Origin of the sequence: Sphingopyxis sp. KK2 (genome assembly GCF_001990265.1) — a bacterium.
Classification (GTDB): Bacteria; Pseudomonadota; Alphaproteobacteria; order Sphingomonadales; family Sphingomonadaceae; genus Sphingopyxis.
On the sequence record NZ_LYVN01000095.1, the window covers coordinates 1 to 16,206 of the forward strand.

The window sequence follows — 16,206 nt, forward strand, 5'->3', positions numbered from 1 at the left end:
TGGCGGCGACCAGATAGGCGTGGCGCCCGTCGGCGAGGGCATAGGCGACCTTCTCGCCGGCGTTCACCGTCGCCGCCGCGACGCGGGCGTCGGCGCGGATCGGCAGAGCGTCGTCACCTTCGATCCCGCTGGCGAGCGTCACGAACTGGCCCGAGCGGTCGGCCTGCGGGAACTGGCGCGCGCCCCAGCCGGGGTTGCCGCCAGCGCGGTCGGGCATGATCCAGATCTGGAACAGCGTGGTTTCCTCATCCTCGAGGTTGAACTCGCTGTGCGTCACGCCGGTGCCGGCGCTCATCACCTGGACATCGCCCGCAGCGGTGCGGCCGCTGTTGCCCATCGAATCGCGATGGCTGATCGCGCCGGTGCGGACATAGGTGATGATTTCCATGTCGCGGTGCGGGTGCGGGGGGAAACCCGCCTGCGCCGCGATGGCATCGTCGTTCCACACGCGCAGCGCGCCCCAGCCCATGCGCTTCGGGTCATGGTAGTTCGCGAAGGAGAAATGGTGGCGGGCGTCGAGCCAGCCATGATTGGCGTGGCCGAGGCTGTCGAATTTGCGAATGTCGATCATGGCGTCGTCCTTTCTGTCGCATTCCGCCTGGCGGGGTGCCGGCGATGCGTCTTGTTGAGGACAAGATAGCGATGGTGATCGTTTCTAAAATAGCATAGATGGAAATCTATCGTTTCCATCTGGAGCCTGTATGGCGCTTCCCGATTATGAAGGCTGGGCCTGTTTTGCGGCGGTGGCGGACAGCGGCAGCTTTACCGCCGCCGCGACGACGCTGGGACTGTCGAAGGCGAGCGTGTCGAAGGCGGTGACGCGGCTCGAGGCGTCGCTGGGGATTACGCTGCTGCATCGCAGTTCGCGCACGGTGACCGTATCGACCGCCGGCGCCGGGCTGCTCGGCGAGGCGCAGGCGATGGTTGCGGCGGCGACCGCGGCGACCGAGGCGGCGCGCGGCGACCGGGTCGACCTGGCCGGACCGATCCGCCTGTCGGCGCCGATGAGTTTCGGGATCAAGGTGCTCGGCGGGCCGCTTGCGGCCTTCCTCGAGATGCACCCTGCGGTCGAGATCGAGGTGATGCTGAGCGATGCCCGACACGACCTCGTCGCCGAAGGCATCGACCTGGGGCTGCGAATCGCGAGCATGGAGGATTCGAGCCTGCTCGCGCGCACGATCGCGCCGGTCGCCGCCTCGCTGATCGCGAGCCCCGCCTATCTGGAAAAGCATGGAACCCCGCGCCACCCGCTCGACCTCGGCCGCCACCGGCTGATCGGTTATGGCCATCGCGAAAGGGCGATGCCGCTGCGTTTCCACCGCGCGGGCGAGGAGGCGACGGTGATCCCGACCGGGCCGCTGTTCACCAACAATGGCGATGTCATGATCCCGCTGCTGATCGCGGGCGGCGGCATCGCGGTGCTGCCCGACTTCATCGCCGAGGACGCGCTGGTGAAGGGCGAGGTCGTGCGCATCCTTGCCGACTGGTCACTGCCTCAATCCTATCTTCACCTTCTTTCGCCACCATCGCGGCTGCGCCCGGCGCGCGTGCAGGCCTTGTCCGACCATCTGGTCGACACGCTGAAACGCTCGTGCACCGGCGCCCATGCTCAGCATCTGGCGCTCGCCGCCGGGTGAAATCGGGCCGAAACTGTTGCACGGAATCCCCGCGACTCGTGGATTCCTGCGGGTTAAATCAAAATTAACCTTTTCCCTTCATTGCTTTCATGGTTAATGTTCCGGCAGTCCCGCAACAGGGGTCCCGTCGGCGCAAACCCAGGTGGTCACGCGGACGGGTCGCGGGGTCATCGTGGGAAACAGTCCCTCGGGGGACGAAGTTAAGGGGTGATCAATGCGCGTATTGCTGATCGAGGACGAGCCGACGACCGCCAAGGCGATCGACACGATGCTCACGACCGAGGGCTTCAACGTCTATTCGACCGACCTGGGGGAAGAGGGCCTGGATCTGGGCAAGCTCTATGATTACGATATCATCCTGCTCGACCTGAACCTGCCCGACATGCACGGCTATGACGTGCTGAAGAAACTCCGCACTGCCAAGGTGCAGACGCCGGTGCTGATCCTGTCGGGCATTTCGGAAATGGATTCGAAGGTGCGCTCGTTCGGCTTCGGTGCCGACGATTATGTCACCAAGCCGTTCCACCGCGACGAACTGGTCGCCCGCATCCATGCGGTCGTACGCCGTTCGAAGGGCCACAGCCAGAGCGTCATCAAGACCGGCAAGCTCGCGGTCAATCTCGACACCAAGACGGTCGAGGTCGATTCGACCCGCGTGCACCTGACCGGCAAGGAATATCAGATGCTCGAGCTGCTTTCGCTGCGCAAGGGCACGACGCTGACCAAGGAAATGTTCCTGAACCACCTTTACGGCGGCATGGACGAACCCGAACTCAAGATCATCGACGTCTTCATCTGCAAGCTGCGCAAGAAACTCGCGCTGGCGTGCGGCGGCGAAAATTACATCGAGACCGTCTGGGGCCGCGGCTATGTGCTGCGCGACATCGACGAAGAAGGAAATGAAGTGCGCCGCGTCGCCTGACGCCCGGCGCCTCTTTCTTTCCAGAGACAACCGGGGGAGCCGGCGCGGAGCGATCCGCGCCGGTTTTCCCGTTTTGGGGATAGGCGAGGTGCGCAATAATCTCCCCTCCCTTCTTCAGGGAGGGGTTGGGGGTGGGTTGGCGAGCGGAGCTCGCCTTTCTTTTTCAGCGCATCCGAGGTTTTCTGACCCTGCCCTCCTTGTGAGCGACAGGCTGGGGGCGAGTGCCGTTCAGGCACTCGGCAGTTTGCGACAGAACGAACTCTGCAACACCTTCCGGATTAGCCATCAGTTCGGAATTCCAAAGACGAAGAACCCGCCAACCCTGACTTTCCAGAAATGCCGTCCGCTGCGCATCATAATCCTGCTGACAGAGATGCTGGCTGCCGTCGAGTTCGACAGCCAATTTGGCCTCTCGGCACGCTAGATCGACGATGTAATTCCCGACAACGAGCTGTCGTGTAAATGCCGGTCGATAGCGCGATAGAAGGCGCCAGAGTTTGCGCTCGGCGGGAGTCGAATCGCGGCGCAGCCGTCGGGCGCGTTCGGTCATCTCGGGCGGCACGCGATGCATGCACCAAGGATAGAGCGGCGAGCTACGCTCGCCAACCCACCCCCACCCCCTCCCTGAAGAAGGGAGGGGAGTCTCCGAAGTCGCGTGCCGACCTAGCGCCGCGCTCGCCAGTCGCTCATATAGCGGTTGCCCGGCGACGCGGCGCCGAGCGACAGGCCGGGGCGTTTGGCGACGTCCTTCGGCGGCGGGATGATGCGGAATTCGACGCTCTGGTCCGCCGCGGGGACACCGCCGCCATGCGCCGCGCGCAACTGTTCGACGCGGATTTCATCGTCGGTTTCGATGCCGAAGCGATGATCGACGACCCAGCGCACCGTTCCCATCATCGGCCGGTGGCCGGGCAGGTGGACGGCGACGCGCTCGCCGCGCGTCAGCGCGCAGGGGGCCTGGCCGCCGATGCCGGTCTGCGAGACATTGCGGATCGTCACGTCGAACCGGCCGAACCGTTCGGATTCGAGCGCGCCTTTGACGAGCCGCGACTGGCGCGGCTGCCGCTTTTCGGCGCTTTCGGAAGCAGGAATTTCGTCGTTGTACGACATGCGCGACCCAAATCAGGCCGCCCGGATCCCACTCCAGGCGACGATTTTGGTCCCATCGACCGTCCTAAACGCAGATGGTAAATAATCGTATAGCGCCGCCAACGGCTCGTCTCATTTTTGGACGGGCAGGCCCCCGAAGGTGACGATGCTTTCGGCCCCGTCGGCGGAGAGCGCCGCGACCCCGAAGAAATGGTCGTCGATCTGCACGCCCTTCAGCAGATATTGCGTCGAATCGCCCGGCACGACGCGGCTGTCGGTCCAGTCGCTGCGGTCGGCGCGGCGCCAGCGGATGCGATAGGAAGCCGCATCCTTGACCGGGGTCCATTGGACGGTCGTGTCCGAACTTACCGCGCCGTCGATGCTGACGCTGGCGGGCGCCGGCGGCGCGTCGGCGAGTTCGCGCGCGAGCGCGACGTTGAGCGCGGTGACGCGCGCGAGATAGGGAAAGTCCATCTCGTCGACGGTGTCGCCATATTTGCGGCCGTTTTCGGTACGCAAATCCTGATGCTGGTGGTCATAATCCTCGACCCCGACGGTGAAGCGGATCGCGGGATAGCCGAGTTCGAGCGAGGGCAGATGGTCGCCGCCGCGGCGGAAGCGGTCGGGGCGACGCACCGCGAGGACTTCGAGGCCGATCGCCGGATTGGCTTCGCCCGCGCGAATCGCCGCCTTGGCGAGCGCGCGCGACGGGCCGTCGTCCTCGCCGCCGATGCCGCGCCGCGCGAGCTGCGCCGCGATATCCTCCGACGCGCGAATGCCCTCGCTGAACACGCGCACGCGGTCGTCGACGATCGTGCCGTCGAGCCCGTGGGTGCCGCCGACGATGTCGTTGTTGAGCAGCGCCGCGACCTGCCACCCCTCGGTCTGCGCATGGCGCGCGAGGAGCTTGCCACCCCAGAGCCCCTGTTCCTCGCCCGAGAGCAGGGCATAGACGATCGTCGCGCGATGCTTGTCCTTCGACAGCAGCCGCGCCGCCTCGATCACCAGCGCGGTGCCCGACGCGTCGTCGTTGGCGCCGGGGGCGTCGGCGGTGAAGTTCATCGGCTCGGACACACGGCTGTCGATATGTCCGGCGATCATGATGACATGCGCGGGGTCGCCGCTGCCCTTCTGGATCGCGAGGACATTTTCGACGATCACCCCATCGGGCGCGCGCGGTCCTTCGAAGCGATCCGAAATGCGGCTGATGGTGAGGCAGCCGCCGCACGCCCTGGAAATGCGCTCGAACTCGGCGGCGCCCCAGTTGCGCGCGGCGCCGATGCCGCGTTTCGCGTCGGTCGCCGACGACAAGGTATGGCGGGTGCCGAAGGAGACCAGCTTCTCGACATCGGCGCGCAGCCGCGCGGGGTCTGCGGCGGGGGTTTCGTCTTTCGCGAAGGCGGGGGCGGCGGCGCTGAGCAGCAGCGCGGCGAGCAGGCTCTGTTTGATCATGCCGCTTCATGCGGCGCGCCGCGGATAAAGAAAAGCCCCCTCCCGAAAGCGGGAGGGGGCTTTGATGAGGTCAGCGCAGGCCCGAGAATTTGATGTCCTGCACGCGGCCGTAGCGGATGTCGCAGCTGAACTTGCCCTGGTCGTAATAACCACCACGGCCCCAGCGGCCGCCATAGCCGTCGCGGACGACGACGCGGCCCTTGACCTTGTACCCGTCGCGCTTGCGATCGATGCTGGTCACCTGGGTGACGTCGGTGTTGCCATAGCGGCGGCTGCCGCGTTCGACGGCATTGACGCACTGGTTCACCGCGCTGCGGCTGTTGCCATAACGGTTATAGTCATAGCCATAGCCGTAACGGGCGTCGTTGTCGTAGCGGCCGCCGCCGCGATAATCGCCACGATAATCGTCGCGGTAGCGCCCGTCGTAGCGCGAATCATAACGGTCGTTGCCGCCGCTCGACAGGATCGCGGCGAGGCCGCCGAGGACAACGGCGCCGGCGATCACTTCGCCCGCGCTGATCCCGTCGCCGTCGCGGTCGCGGGCCATCGCGGGGGTGCTGCCGAGCATCAATGCGCCGGCGGTGGCCGCACCAACTGCGGCCTTGGTCATCTTGGTCATAGCCATGGTTCGGTCTCCTTCAACGCAGGGGGCGCGTTTCGCCGCCTGTTGATTCGTTTATAGGAGGAGGGGGGTGTCGCGGGTCTGAACCCCCCGCTTATCTTGGGTTCAGACTTGGTTTAGCGGGGGTTCAGGTGGAAAAGCGAAGGGCCGCGCCACCCTGGGGGTGACGCGGCCCTTCGGCTGTGTTGCGGCGGATCGGATCAGCCGCCGAAGCTGACGTCGGTCACCCGGCCGTTGCTGTAGCTGCAGCCGAAGCTCTGCGTTTCGCCGCCGAGCCGCGAGGCGATGCCGGTGACGTACCAGCCGCCGTTCGACGGCTGCGGGCTGTTGACCCGGTCGACGCGGGCGTCTTCGCCAAGCTCGCCCTCGACCGCCCAGCTGCACGCGTCGGCGGCGCGCGCCTCGGCCTCGCCGCGGCCATAGGCGCCGGCGGGCGGCGCAGCGTCGGCACCGTTCTCGGGTTCGTAGCGCGAGACCTCGCGATAGCTGTCGTCCTGATAGGGCGGCTCATATTGCTGTTCGCGGCGCTGCTGCTTGTCCTTGCTCGCGGCGTCGGCGATCGCGAAGATGGTGCCGAGGATCAGCAGGCCGCCGACGACTTCGCCCGCGCTGATATTGTCGCGGTCGCGGTGGCCCCAGCCGCCATGGCGGCCGCGTGCTTCGGCGGGGACCGCCGACAGGCCGACCAGGTGATGACGACCGCCGCGGCGGCGGTGAAACTGGTGAAACGGCGCATTGAGGATCCTTCCCCACCGCGGGGGCCGCCCCACGCGGTCCCGCCATCATCGCGATCTAGGGGCGCGATGCTTTCGCGCCGCTGAACCGCCCTTCCTGCGCGACGAAGCGTGGCCGGGCAGCAAAAGGCCCGCCGTTCCTTGCGGAAGGCGGGCCCTCTGTCCTGGCTGGTCCGTGGTTCAGCAGGCGCAGCGCGGTTTCGGCCGGGGCTTCCACTTCTTCTTGGCGACATAGCGCTTCCGGACCGGGACATTTTCATAATAGGTCTTGGTCGTCGTCTCGACCGTTTCGGTCACCACCGGCGCGCCGGTGGTGATGATCGTCGTCACGACGACCCCCGGGGTATAATAGCCATAGCCGTAGCCCCCACCCTGGTAATAGCCGCCCTGCTGATAGACGGTGGTGCCGCCCTGGCCATAATAGCCCGGCGCAGGGTAGCCGCCCTGATAAGTGCCGCCATGCTGGTAGCTCGTGCGGCGGCTGGTCCATTCGTCGCAGCGCTTGCGGTCGGCGTCGCTGCCGATCGCGCCGCCGGCCACTGCGCCGATCGCGCCGCCGATGATCGTGCCTTCGGTGCGGTTGCCGCGCCCCGCGATACGGTTGCCGGCGATGCCCCCCACAACGCCCCCGACAACCGCACCGCCGACCGTGCCCCCCCGGCCACAGCGGCGTTCCATTTCTTCGTCATAGCGCGGGTCATAGCCGGCATGGCCGCCGCGCCCCTCGAAACCGCGATCGTCATAATAGGGATCATAAGCGGGCGGCGGCGGCGCATAGCTGGTGCCCGTGCCCTCGATCGTGCCTTCATAACGGCCGTCGTAGCGGCGGCCGTCGGGGGCTTCATAGGTGCCGTCCCAGGTGCCGGTCCAGCGGCCCTCGGCGTCATAGCTGCCATTGACCTGCCGATAGTCGACCTCGCTCGGCACGCGGTCGGGATAGCCGGTGTAGACGCGCGTGTCGGGCGCCGAGGGCGCGCCATAGTCGAGCCGCGGCTTGGGCTCGCCATGACCGGCGTGCGCTTGGCCTGCGAGCAGCACGGATCCGGCGGCGAGCCCGAGAAGGATGGCGGTGCGCATGATCTAACTCCCTGTTTCCTTGGGACTCGCCGGGGGCGGCGAGGGCCATTGGTTAACAAGTTGTTAGCAAAATCGACGCGAAGCCGCGAATCCGTTTACCTTGACGTTTTTGTCTCGATTTGGGGCAGGTTTACGCCGCCAGCGCGGCGGCGATGCGCGCGACCAGCGCTTCGGCACCGGCCTGATCCGTGGCGGTGAAGCGCGACGGCAGCGGGCTGTCGAGGTCGAGCACGCCGACGAGTCGGTCCCCCGCCACGATCGGCACCACCAGCTCGCTGCGACTGTCGGCGTCGCAGGCGATATGGCCGGGGAAGGCGTGGACATCCTCGACGCGCTGCGTTTCGCGGGTGCGCGCGGCGGCGCCGCAGACGCCCTTGTCGAGCGGGATGCGGATGCAGGCGGCCTTGCCCTGGAACGGTCCGAGGACGAGTTCCTTGCCGTCGAAGCGATAGAAGCCCGCCCAGTTGAGGTCGGGGATCGCCTGCCAGATCAGCGCCGCGACATTCGCCATATTGGCGATGCCGTCGGGCTCGCCCGCGACGAGCGCTTCGGCGGCGGCGGCGGTTTCGGCCCAGAGGGCGTCGGCGGTGGTAGCGGTCGGGGCGAAGGCGAAGGACATGGGTTACTTTCGGATGGGGCAGGTCTTGAGCGCGACAGGCACCGGCCTGGCGTCGGCGCGCCAGCTGATGCGGAAGGTCACATATTGGGCGGCATGGTCCGAAAGAACAGGGCCATTTTTACCGTCGAAGAGCGTGGCGACCGCCAGCGGTTCGACTGTCAGCGCCGCCGACGAACGATAACCAAAGAGGTCATAGGCGTCCGCCCAAGCCTTGGCGTCGGTCATCGGCGCGGCGCGGGCAGTCAGATGCGGGCCCTTGGCGGCGAGTCGGAAGGCAGGATCGCCAGCGAAGCGGCCTGTCTTGTCGCCCGCGCGATAATTGTTGAAGTCGCCCGCCGCGATCAGCGCGGCCTTGTCGTCGAAGGCGTGCAGCAGCGCGTCGTTTTCCAACGTCTGCATGACATGTGCCGCCTCCGCGCGCGCGACGCTCACGCCAGACGGCTCGCGCGAATTGCGATGAGTGTTGAAGATCGTCAGAGGCTGGGGGGCGCCCGGCAGCGCGAGACGAGCGATCATCCCGCCCTTGTTTGACAGACAGTCGTAACCGGCGCAGCTGCCGGCGTAGAAAGCTTCGCTGGCATAAGCGGGCAGGGTTTGTTCGCGCGTGGCCTTGAGCAACGGCAGGTCGGTGGCGACATAGAGGCCACTATCGAGCCATTTGCCGACGCCTTCACCTTTCCACCAGCGCCCTGCTTCGGCATGACCTTCGCGTGGTATGGGAACGAGCGAGTGCCGAGGGCGATCGACCGCCGGCCCCGGAAGGATCGAGCGAAAGCCTGCGGCGGTCGCGATGCGCGACGCTTCGGGTGTGAACGCCTTGTGCAGGATCAATATGTCGGGGCCGTCGCCCGCCTTGCGCCGTTTCGCGATCCAGTCGGCGATCTTCGCGAGCTTCGGCTCGCGGCCGCTGCGGATCGGCCAGGGCAGGCCTTCGACATTCCAGAGCAGGACGCGCAGCCGCATCGCCTTGCGGCCGTCGGCGAGCGTTTCGACCTTGGGCAGCGCGGCAGGGTCATAGCAGTCGGCGATCCGCTCGACGCGCGCGGCCCTGCCATCGGGGAGCACGGCCCAGACCGCCGCCACCAGCCCGAGCAGGACGGTGGCGGTGATCGCGGGCCAGCGCCTTACTGGACGCTGAGGCCGGTCCATTTGGCCGCAAAGGCATATTTGTCGGCGGCTTCGGCGATGATCTTGTCGGTCGGCTTGCCCGATCCGTGGCCGGCGCGCGTCTCGATGCGGATCAGGTGCGGCTTGTCGCCGGCCTGCGCATGCTGGAGCGCGGCGGCATATTTGAAGCTGTGCCCGGGCACGACGCGGTCGTCGGTGTCGGCGGTCGTCACCAGCACCGCGGGATAGGCCGTGCCGTCCTTGATATTATGATAGGGCGAATAGCCGAGCAGATATTTGAAATCGGCTTCCTTCGACGGATAGCCATAATCGTCGACCCAATAGCGGCCGGCGGTGAAGCGGTCGAAGCGCAGCATGTCCATCACGCCGACCGCGGGCAGCGCCGCGGCGATCAGGTCGGGACGCTGGTTGGTCACCGCGCCGACGAGCAGCCCGCCGTTCGAGCCGCCCTCGATCGCGAGCTGGCCCTTGCCGGTGATCCCTTCGGCGATCAGATATTCGCCCGCGCCGATGAAATCGTCGAAGACATTCTGTTTCTTGTCGAGGCGGCCGGCGTCATGCCACGCCTTGCCATATTCGCCGCCGCCGCGCAGGTTCGCGATCGCGAGCACGCCGCCCTTGTCGACCCAGGCAAGGCGGGTGGGCGAGAAGCCCGGGGTCATCGACACGTTGAAGCCGCCATAGCCGTAGAGCAATGTCGGCGAACCCTTGCTGCGGTCGAGGCCCTTCTTCATCACGAGGAACATCGGCACCTTGGTGCCGTCCTTCGAGGTGTAGAAGCGCTGCTCGACGATGAAGTCGGCGGGATTGAAGGTCAGTTTCGGCTCGGCGAAAATCTCGCTTTTGCCCGTGGCGGTATCGAGTCGGTAGATCGTCGTCGGGCGCGCATAGCTGGAAAAGGCGTAGAAGGTTTCGGGATCGGCCGACTTGCCGCCGAAGCCCGACGCCGAGCCGATGTCGGCAAGGTTGATGTTCGCCACCGGCTTGCCGTCGAGCGCGACCATGCGCGCCTCCGACTTCGCATCCCCGAGATAGGAGAGGATGATGCGGTTCCCGACGCGCGAGGCGCCGACCAGGGTCGCGGCCTGCTCGCCGACGAGCTGGGTCAGCGCGGCGGGCTTCTTGATGTCCATCGACACCAGCCGCTGGCGCGGCGCGCCCTTGTTGGTGAGGAAGGTGAAGCGCGTGCCCTCGTTGGTCACATATTCCCAATTGTTCGCGAAGTCGTTCACCAAGGTGACCGGCTTGCCCGCGCCCTTCGGTCCGATCGGGTAGAGCGTCAGGCCATAGCGTTCGTCGGTGCCTTCGGAACCGACGACGATCAGATATTTGCCGTCGTCGCTTACCACGCCCGAGTTGTTGAGCTTGGGCTTGTCCGGGGTCGCGTGAATCAGCACGTCGTCGCTCTGCGGTGTGCCGAGCCGATGGAAATAGACCGCGTGATTTTCGTTGAGCGACTGGAAGGCTTCGCCCTCCTTGGGTTCGGGGAAGCGCGAATAATAGAAGCCGCTGCCGTCCTTCGCCCAGTCGAGCGCCGAGAATTTCACCCAGCGCACTTCGTCGGACAGGTCCTTGCCCGTCGCAACATCCTTGACGCGGACGATGCGCCAGTCGGTGCCGCCGTCCTGCACCGAATAGAGGAGATATTTGCCGTCCTCCGAAGGGGTCCATTCGGCGAGCGCGGTGGCGCCGTCCTTGGCCCAGCCATTGGGGTCGATCAGGACGCGACCTTCGCCCTTCAGCCCTTCGCGCACGAACAGCACCGACTGCGGCTGCAGCCCGTCGTTGCGGGTGTAGAAGTAGCGCGTGCCCGCCTTGCGCGGCAGGCCGAAGCGTTCGTAATTATAAAGCTCGGTCATGCGCGCCTTGAACGCGTCGCGACCGGGCAGCGTGTCGAGATAGGCGTCGGTGACCTTGTTCTGGTCGGCGACCCACGCCGCGACCTTCGGATTGACGCGGACATCGTCCTCGAGCCAGCGATAGGGATCGGCGACATCGACCCCGAACTGCGGATCGACGGTGTCGCCGCGCTCGGTGGCGGGATAGGTCAGCGCGTCGGGGGTGGTCGCGCTCGCGGCATCGCCCGCGGCCTGCACGGCGGCGGGGGTCATGAACAGGGCGACCAGCGCGAGCGGCGCGGACAAGGCTTTACGGGACATGGCAAGGCGATCCTCATTATCTGGGGGAAATATTCTTTCACCAATATGTAAGCATCGGCATGCGGCGGGCAAGGGGAATTGGAACCGGTCAGGCGGGTTCGAGCGTGCCCCGGTACGCGACCACCAGTCCTGCGAGCGGCAGGCGGATGTCGACGTTGAACTGGAACTTGCCGTCGGCGTCGGTTTCGAAGCTGGGGCCCGAGGGCATCAGCCAGCGCGGCATCGGCAGGCCGAGGAGCGACCAGCGGCGCGGCACGAGGGTGAGCCGGTCGCCCTCGACGACGAGCGCCATCGCGAAGGCGGCGGGGCCGAAGCGTTCGACGAGGAGATGCGCATTGCGGCCGCGGCCTTCATATTGGAGCGACGAGAATTGGCGGCCGTCGAAGTCGCGCGTCCAGCGCTCGCCGCCCGGTTCGCGGGTGAAGAAGACGCTGACGGGGGTCGCGGCGGCGGCCTTGGGAAAGCCGATGATCGCGGCGGCGAGGCGCGCGAGCGGGTTGGTCCCGCGGCGCACCTCGGCATGGCCGCGCCAGCGGCGCGGCGCTTCGGTGGCATGAAGTTCGCGCACGCGCGGCGGCAGGCTATCGAAAGCCGCACCGAGGATGCGGCGGTAGAAGGGCGCGCCCGGCTCCTCGCTGCGAAAGCCGGTGTGGATCGACCGCGGGGCGAAGAGCGCCTCGAAATCGGTGAGCGTCAGCGCATCCGCCGACGAGCGCGCGCCGGCAGCGGGCCGCTCGCCCTTGCGCAATTTGCGGACGATCGCCTCGATCGCCATTGACGGGATATAAGGGCCGTCGTCGCCCTCGGCGAGCAGGTGCCAGCTGCGCTCGACGGGCTGGCCGCCCGCCAGTCCGCGCACGCGCAGGAACATGCCGCCGCGATGCTCGCCGAACTTCATCCGGTTGAGCACCCAATAGAAGAGCGGCGATAGCGGCTCGAGAGACGGCAGGCGCAGCGCCGCGCGCGCCTTGGCGAGCAGGTTCAATATGCGGTGGAGGATTTCGGGCACCGGCCCCGCGCCCATCCAGATATCGGTGAGGCCGGTATAGTCGCGCGGCAACACCTGCAGGTCGGGGACGTCGACGAGCGAGAAATGAATGTTGCGCAGCGGCAGCTGCCCCGGCACCGCGACGGTGAAGCGCAGGCTTTCGGCGAGGCCGGTGCCATGCCCGTCGCGGCCGCCGCGTCGCAGCTTCACCGGCGATCCCGCATAGCCGACGACCGCGCGCATGACGTTGAGGCCGATCCCGGCATAGGGTGAGGGGGCGATGCCGCCCTCGACGCTGCGGATCTCGATCGTCTTCGCCATCTCGCGCAGCACCGCGGCGGTGAGCGCGGGAAAGCTGCTGACCCCCGAGAGGATGAAGACGCCCGCCGCCTTCGCCGCCGCATCGAAGCGATCGACCCCGAAGACGAAATCGGCGCCGTCGGCGAAGTCGAGATAGTCGGTCTTCGCCGCGATGCACGCCTCGATCACGCGATAGGCGTCGGCGCCATAATCCTGGAACGGACCCGAGGCGTCGACGACGAGGTCGGGTTTATGGGCGGCGAGCGCGGCGGCGATATCGCGGCGGTCGAGCCCGAGCGGATGGACCCGCGCCTGACCCTGATAGGCTGCGCAATAAGCCTCGGCGCGTTGGCGGTCGCGGCCGGCGAGGAGCAGGTCGAGATCGGCGCAGTCCGCGAGCAGTTCGGCGAGGCGCCCGCCGAAGACGCCATAGCCGCCGAGGATCAGGATTTTCATGGGCACTCTTTCACAGGATGCGGGCGCGATATTCGGGCGGGGCGACCCAGCAGGTCTGGCGACGCCCGAAGATGCGGTAGCGGTTGCGCGCGATCCAGCGATAGACGGGATCGCGGAGCATCGCGGGAACGAGGCGGAAGAGCGCCATCGACCGCCATGGCCAGCCGAGGCCTTCGTAGATCGACAGCACCGCGTCGCTGTCGCGGCGCACGCGGTCGCCCTCGACGATAAGCATGCTCACCGGGTCGGCGGGATCGACGCCATGCGCGCGGCAGAGCGCGGCGCCGGTGTCGCCCTGGATCGAGGCGAGGCGGAAACGGCCGGGCACGTCGTGGCGCAGCACGAACTGCGCATTCGCCGAGCAGAGGATGCATTCGGCATCGAACAGGATGATCGGGTCGGAAGCGGCAGGGTCAGCCATCGCGGAACAGCCCGTGCTGGTTGACCAGTTCGCCGAGCAGCGCGTGGGTCACTTTGAGGTCGAAGGCGAAGCGGCCGCTGCCGAGATGCTGGTGCGTCACCACCGTCTCGCCGGGCGCGAGCCAGCGCGGGAGGCGCAGCCGCAGGCCGAGGCCTTGCCAGAAATAATGGTCCGAGGTGAAGATCAGCGCATCGGCCTCGGCGCGCACTCCGAGCGCCATGCCGAAGCCGCGCCCGATATGCTCCTCGAGCCCCGTCGCTCCGGCGAAGCGTTTCGCGCTGTGGATCACCTGCGGGTGGCCGACCCTGCGGCCATAGAGGCGCGTCCAGACCTGTCCGCCGCTGCGGCGATCCTCGCTCACCGCGACCGCCGCGGGGGCGGGGCCGCTCGTCGCGAGCGGGAGCGGCGCACCGATCAGGCGGCAGAATTGCGCGAGCAGCCAGCCGGCGCGGGAGAGGCGCGTCCAGACGATCTCGCCGCCATAGGTCGCGACCGCCTGTCCGGTCAGGCGCTTGGAGAAACGGCGCCGGACGTCGCCGGGCAGCGCGTCCCAGTCGGCGCGGGGGACGAGGCGGCGGAAGCGCGGATCGTCGAGCGCGTCATCGGCGCGCGCGGACGGGGCGGGGATCGTTTCGACCGGTTCGCGCTGCGCTCCGCCCCACATCGCCCGCCTCCTATTGCTTGCCCTTGCCGGGGCGCCAGTTGATCAGCTTCGTCACCCCGGCGCCGAGCTTGATCAGCCGCATCAGCGCGGGTTTGGGCACGCTCAGCATCTCGTCGTGCCAGCGGCTCATCGTCGTCACGAAATCGAGCATGTCGGCGAGCCGCGCCTTGGCGCCGTCACTCAATTGCGGGTCGTGCGCGGCACGCGCGACGCAGGCCTTCAGCGCCGCCTCGGCGGGATCGACCTCGCGGGCCTTGCGCCCCGCGGCGATGCGCGTGACCATCTCCCAGATGTCGGTCTCGGCGGTGAAATGATCGCGGCGGTCGCCGAGCAACGGCACGCGCTCGATCAGCCGCCAGCCGAGCAGTTCCTTGATCGAGTTCGAGACGTTCGAGCGCGCGAGTCCGAGCAGGTCGGCGATCTCCTCGGCATGGAGCGGCCGGTCGGACACGAACAGCAAGGCGTGGATCTGCGCCACCGACCGGTTGACCCCCCATTGCCCGCCGAGATTGCCCCAGTGGAGGATGAACTCGGTCGCCGCCGGGGACAGTCTCGACTCATGTTCATTAATTTCTGTCATGACAGAAATAATAGTCAGGACGGATATATTGTCAATATTGGATCGCGGCGCGAAGGCGGCTAGACAGGCGCGTGGGTCGCTCCGTTTCGGGGGAGCTTTTATGCGGACATGGATGGCGGCGGCCTTGCTCGCGGCGGGCGCGATCGGCGCGGCGCCGGTTGCGCAGGCGATGCAGGCGGACGGCGCGGCGGGCGAGGCCGAGGCGGAAGCGATCGGGCAGATGATCTCCGATGCGTTCGCTCTCGATTACAGCACGCAGAAGGACCAGATCCGCGACGCGTTCATCAAGATCGAGGCGCGCGCGAAGGCGTCGGCAGCGCGCTTCGCATCGGACCCCGACACCGCGCGGTCGCTGCAAGCGTTGCAGGGCATCGGCGCCTTTTACGCGGCGCAGCATAATGACCCCGAATGGAGCGATATCGAGGGGCAGAAGCAGGAAATCCTCTGGCTCGACGAAACCGTCCGCCTGCTCGGCCCGGTGCTTGCCGCGCAAGATGGCATCGGCGAGAATTACGAATTTCGCGGCGCGGCGGGGCAGCTTTTCGACCAGGGGCTGCGCTTCGACGATCCGCGGCTCGCCGAATGGTCGGCGATGCGGGTGCAGGCGAACCGCTATCGGGTGAAGGCCTTTCCCGACGACTGGTTCGAAAAAATACTGCTGGCGGAGGCGCTGTACGATCATGGCTGGATGACGAAGGACAAGGCCCTGCTCGACGAAGCGGCGGCGATCGCCGAGACCATCCCCGAGGACGAAATGCGCGGCTCGCTGCGCGACAAGCGCGACGCGGTTGCCGCCGGCAAGCCGCCTTATGAAAAGCCGGGCGACTGACCGCCCGGCGCGTGCGGGTTGCGGCTTGCGCGCGCGCGGCCTATGTTAGCCGCCTGATTTCGCAGGAATAGTAAGCCGTCATGGATTTCATCACCAAGTCATCGCCCCAGAGCCTTGCCTTGCAGGATGTTTCCCATGCCCTCGATTACCCTCGCCAATCTTCACTACACCATAGCTGACGCACAGCCGCTGTTCACCGGCCTCGACCTCGGCTTCGCCGCCGAGCGGACGGGGCTCGTCGGCCGCAACGGGGTGGGCAAGACGAGCCTGCTGCGCCTGATCGCGGGCGAGATCGAACCGCAGGCGGGCAGCGTTGCGGTGTCAGGCACGCTCGCGACATTGCGCCAGAGCGTGCAGCCGCGCCCCGGCGAGACGATCACCGACCTGTTCGCGGTGCGCGATGCACTGGCTTTGCTGGCGCGCGCCGAAGCGGGGGAAGCGAGCGCAGACGAACTCGCCGACGCCGACTGGATGCTCGAAAGCCGGATTGCCGAGGCGATGGCGCGCGTCGGGCTGACGGCGGGCATCG

At 67.0% G+C, this 16,206-nt stretch carries 18 protein-coding genes; 4 read left to right on the forward strand and 14 right to left on the reverse strand.

Annotated features, from left to right (window positions below; genetic code table 11):
* Positions 1–571 (reverse strand): pirin-like bicupin family protein (locus B1A78_RS15045; RefSeq protein ID WP_077147747.1); only part of this gene is annotated, 571 nt, incomplete at its 3' end.
* A 130-nt stretch (positions 572–701) separates the two neighbouring features.
* On the opposite strand from B1A78_RS15045, the gene B1A78_RS15050 reads away from it, so the two are divergent.
* On the forward strand, positions 702–1,637 hold the full coding sequence (locus tag B1A78_RS15050) for a LysR family transcriptional regulator (RefSeq protein ID WP_077147748.1): 936 nt from the start codon (positions 702–704) through the stop codon (positions 1,635–1,637).
* A gap of 214 nt (positions 1,638–1,851) precedes the next feature.
* Entirely contained in the window at positions 1,852–2,559 is a 708-nt protein-coding gene (ctrA, locus tag B1A78_RS15055; protein ID WP_056345920.1) for a response regulator transcription factor CtrA, read from the forward strand.
* A 163-nt stretch (positions 2,560–2,722) separates the two neighbouring features.
* On the opposite strand, the gene B1A78_RS15060 is transcribed toward ctrA, so the two are convergent.
* From B1A78_RS15060 to B1A78_RS15120, 13 genes are all read right to left on the reverse strand, one after another.
* A complete protein-coding gene (locus tag B1A78_RS15060; RefSeq protein ID WP_256838534.1) occupies positions 2,723–3,109 on the reverse strand; it encodes an endonuclease domain-containing protein in 387 nt (128 codons plus the stop codon).
* A gap of 113 nt (positions 3,110–3,222) precedes the next feature.
* Positions 3,223–3,669: a PilZ domain-containing protein gene (locus B1A78_RS15065; protein WP_077147750.1), complete on the reverse strand. Its 447-nt coding sequence runs from the start codon at positions 3,667–3,669 to the stop codon at positions 3,223–3,225.
* Positions 3,670–3,780: 111 nt separating this feature from the next.
* The gene (locus B1A78_RS15070; protein ID WP_144037853.1) at positions 3,781–5,100 is read right to left on the reverse strand and encodes a M28 family metallopeptidase; all 1,320 of its coding nucleotides are present in this window, start codon (positions 5,098–5,100) and stop codon (positions 3,781–3,783) included.
* A gap of 70 nt (positions 5,101–5,170) precedes the next feature.
* Positions 5,171–5,725 carry a hypothetical protein gene (locus B1A78_RS15075; protein ID WP_083734202.1) on the reverse strand — a complete coding sequence of 185 codons (555 nt, stop codon included), beginning with the start codon at positions 5,723–5,725 and terminating at the stop codon, positions 5,171–5,173.
* A 197-nt stretch (positions 5,726–5,922) separates the two neighbouring features.
* Entirely contained in the window at positions 5,923–6,492 is a 570-nt protein-coding gene (locus B1A78_RS15080; RefSeq protein ID WP_077147752.1) for a hypothetical protein, read from the reverse strand.
* A 144-nt stretch (positions 6,493–6,636) separates the two neighbouring features.
* Positions 6,637–7,533, reverse strand: coding sequence for a glycine zipper 2TM domain-containing protein (locus tag B1A78_RS15085; protein ID WP_077147753.1), 897 nt, complete (start codon positions 7,531–7,533; stop codon positions 6,637–6,639).
* Between the two features lie 130 nt (positions 7,534–7,663).
* The gene (locus B1A78_RS15090) at positions 7,664–8,152 is read right to left on the reverse strand and encodes a GAF domain-containing protein (protein WP_077147754.1); all 489 of its coding nucleotides are present in this window, start codon (positions 8,150–8,152) and stop codon (positions 7,664–7,666) included.
* Between the two features lie 3 nt (positions 8,153–8,155).
* The gene (locus B1A78_RS15095) at positions 8,156–9,301 is read right to left on the reverse strand and encodes a hypothetical protein (RefSeq protein ID WP_077147755.1); all 1,146 of its coding nucleotides are present in this window, start codon (positions 9,299–9,301) and stop codon (positions 8,156–8,158) included.
* Complete coding sequence (locus tag B1A78_RS15100; protein ID WP_077147756.1) at positions 9,277–11,439, reverse strand: prolyl oligopeptidase family protein; 2,163 nt, start codon at positions 11,437–11,439, stop codon at positions 9,277–9,279. Before B1A78_RS15100 ends, B1A78_RS15095 begins: the two co-directional genes overlap by 25 nt.
* Before the next feature lie 88 nt (positions 11,440–11,527).
* Entirely contained in the window at positions 11,528–13,183 is a 1,656-nt protein-coding gene (locus B1A78_RS15105) for an SDR family oxidoreductase (protein ID WP_077147757.1), read from the reverse strand.
* Positions 13,184–13,193: 10 nt separating this feature from the next.
* Positions 13,194–13,604, reverse strand: coding sequence for a thiol-disulfide oxidoreductase DCC family protein (locus tag B1A78_RS15110; protein ID WP_077147758.1), 411 nt, complete (start codon positions 13,602–13,604; stop codon positions 13,194–13,196).
* Positions 13,597–14,268 (reverse strand): DUF4166 domain-containing protein, encoded by a 672-nt coding sequence (locus tag B1A78_RS15115; protein WP_083734204.1) that lies wholly within the window; start codon positions 14,266–14,268, stop codon positions 13,597–13,599. The genes B1A78_RS15110 and B1A78_RS15115 overlap by 8 nt, the downstream gene beginning before the upstream one ends.
* Positions 14,269–14,278: 10 nt before the next feature.
* Positions 14,279–14,848: a GbsR/MarR family transcriptional regulator gene (locus tag B1A78_RS15120; protein WP_077147759.1), complete on the reverse strand. Its 570-nt coding sequence runs from the start codon at positions 14,846–14,848 to the stop codon at positions 14,279–14,281.
* A 100-nt stretch (positions 14,849–14,948) separates the two neighbouring features.
* On the opposite strand from B1A78_RS15120, the gene B1A78_RS15125 reads away from it, so the two are divergent.
* Entirely contained in the window at positions 14,949–15,677 is a 729-nt protein-coding gene (locus tag B1A78_RS15125; RefSeq protein WP_144037854.1) for a hypothetical protein, read from the forward strand.
* Between the two features lie 135 nt (positions 15,678–15,812).
* Positions 15,813–16,206: ATP-binding cassette domain-containing protein (locus B1A78_RS15130; RefSeq protein ID WP_144037855.1), on the forward strand; the 394-nt coding region annotated here is incomplete at its 3' end.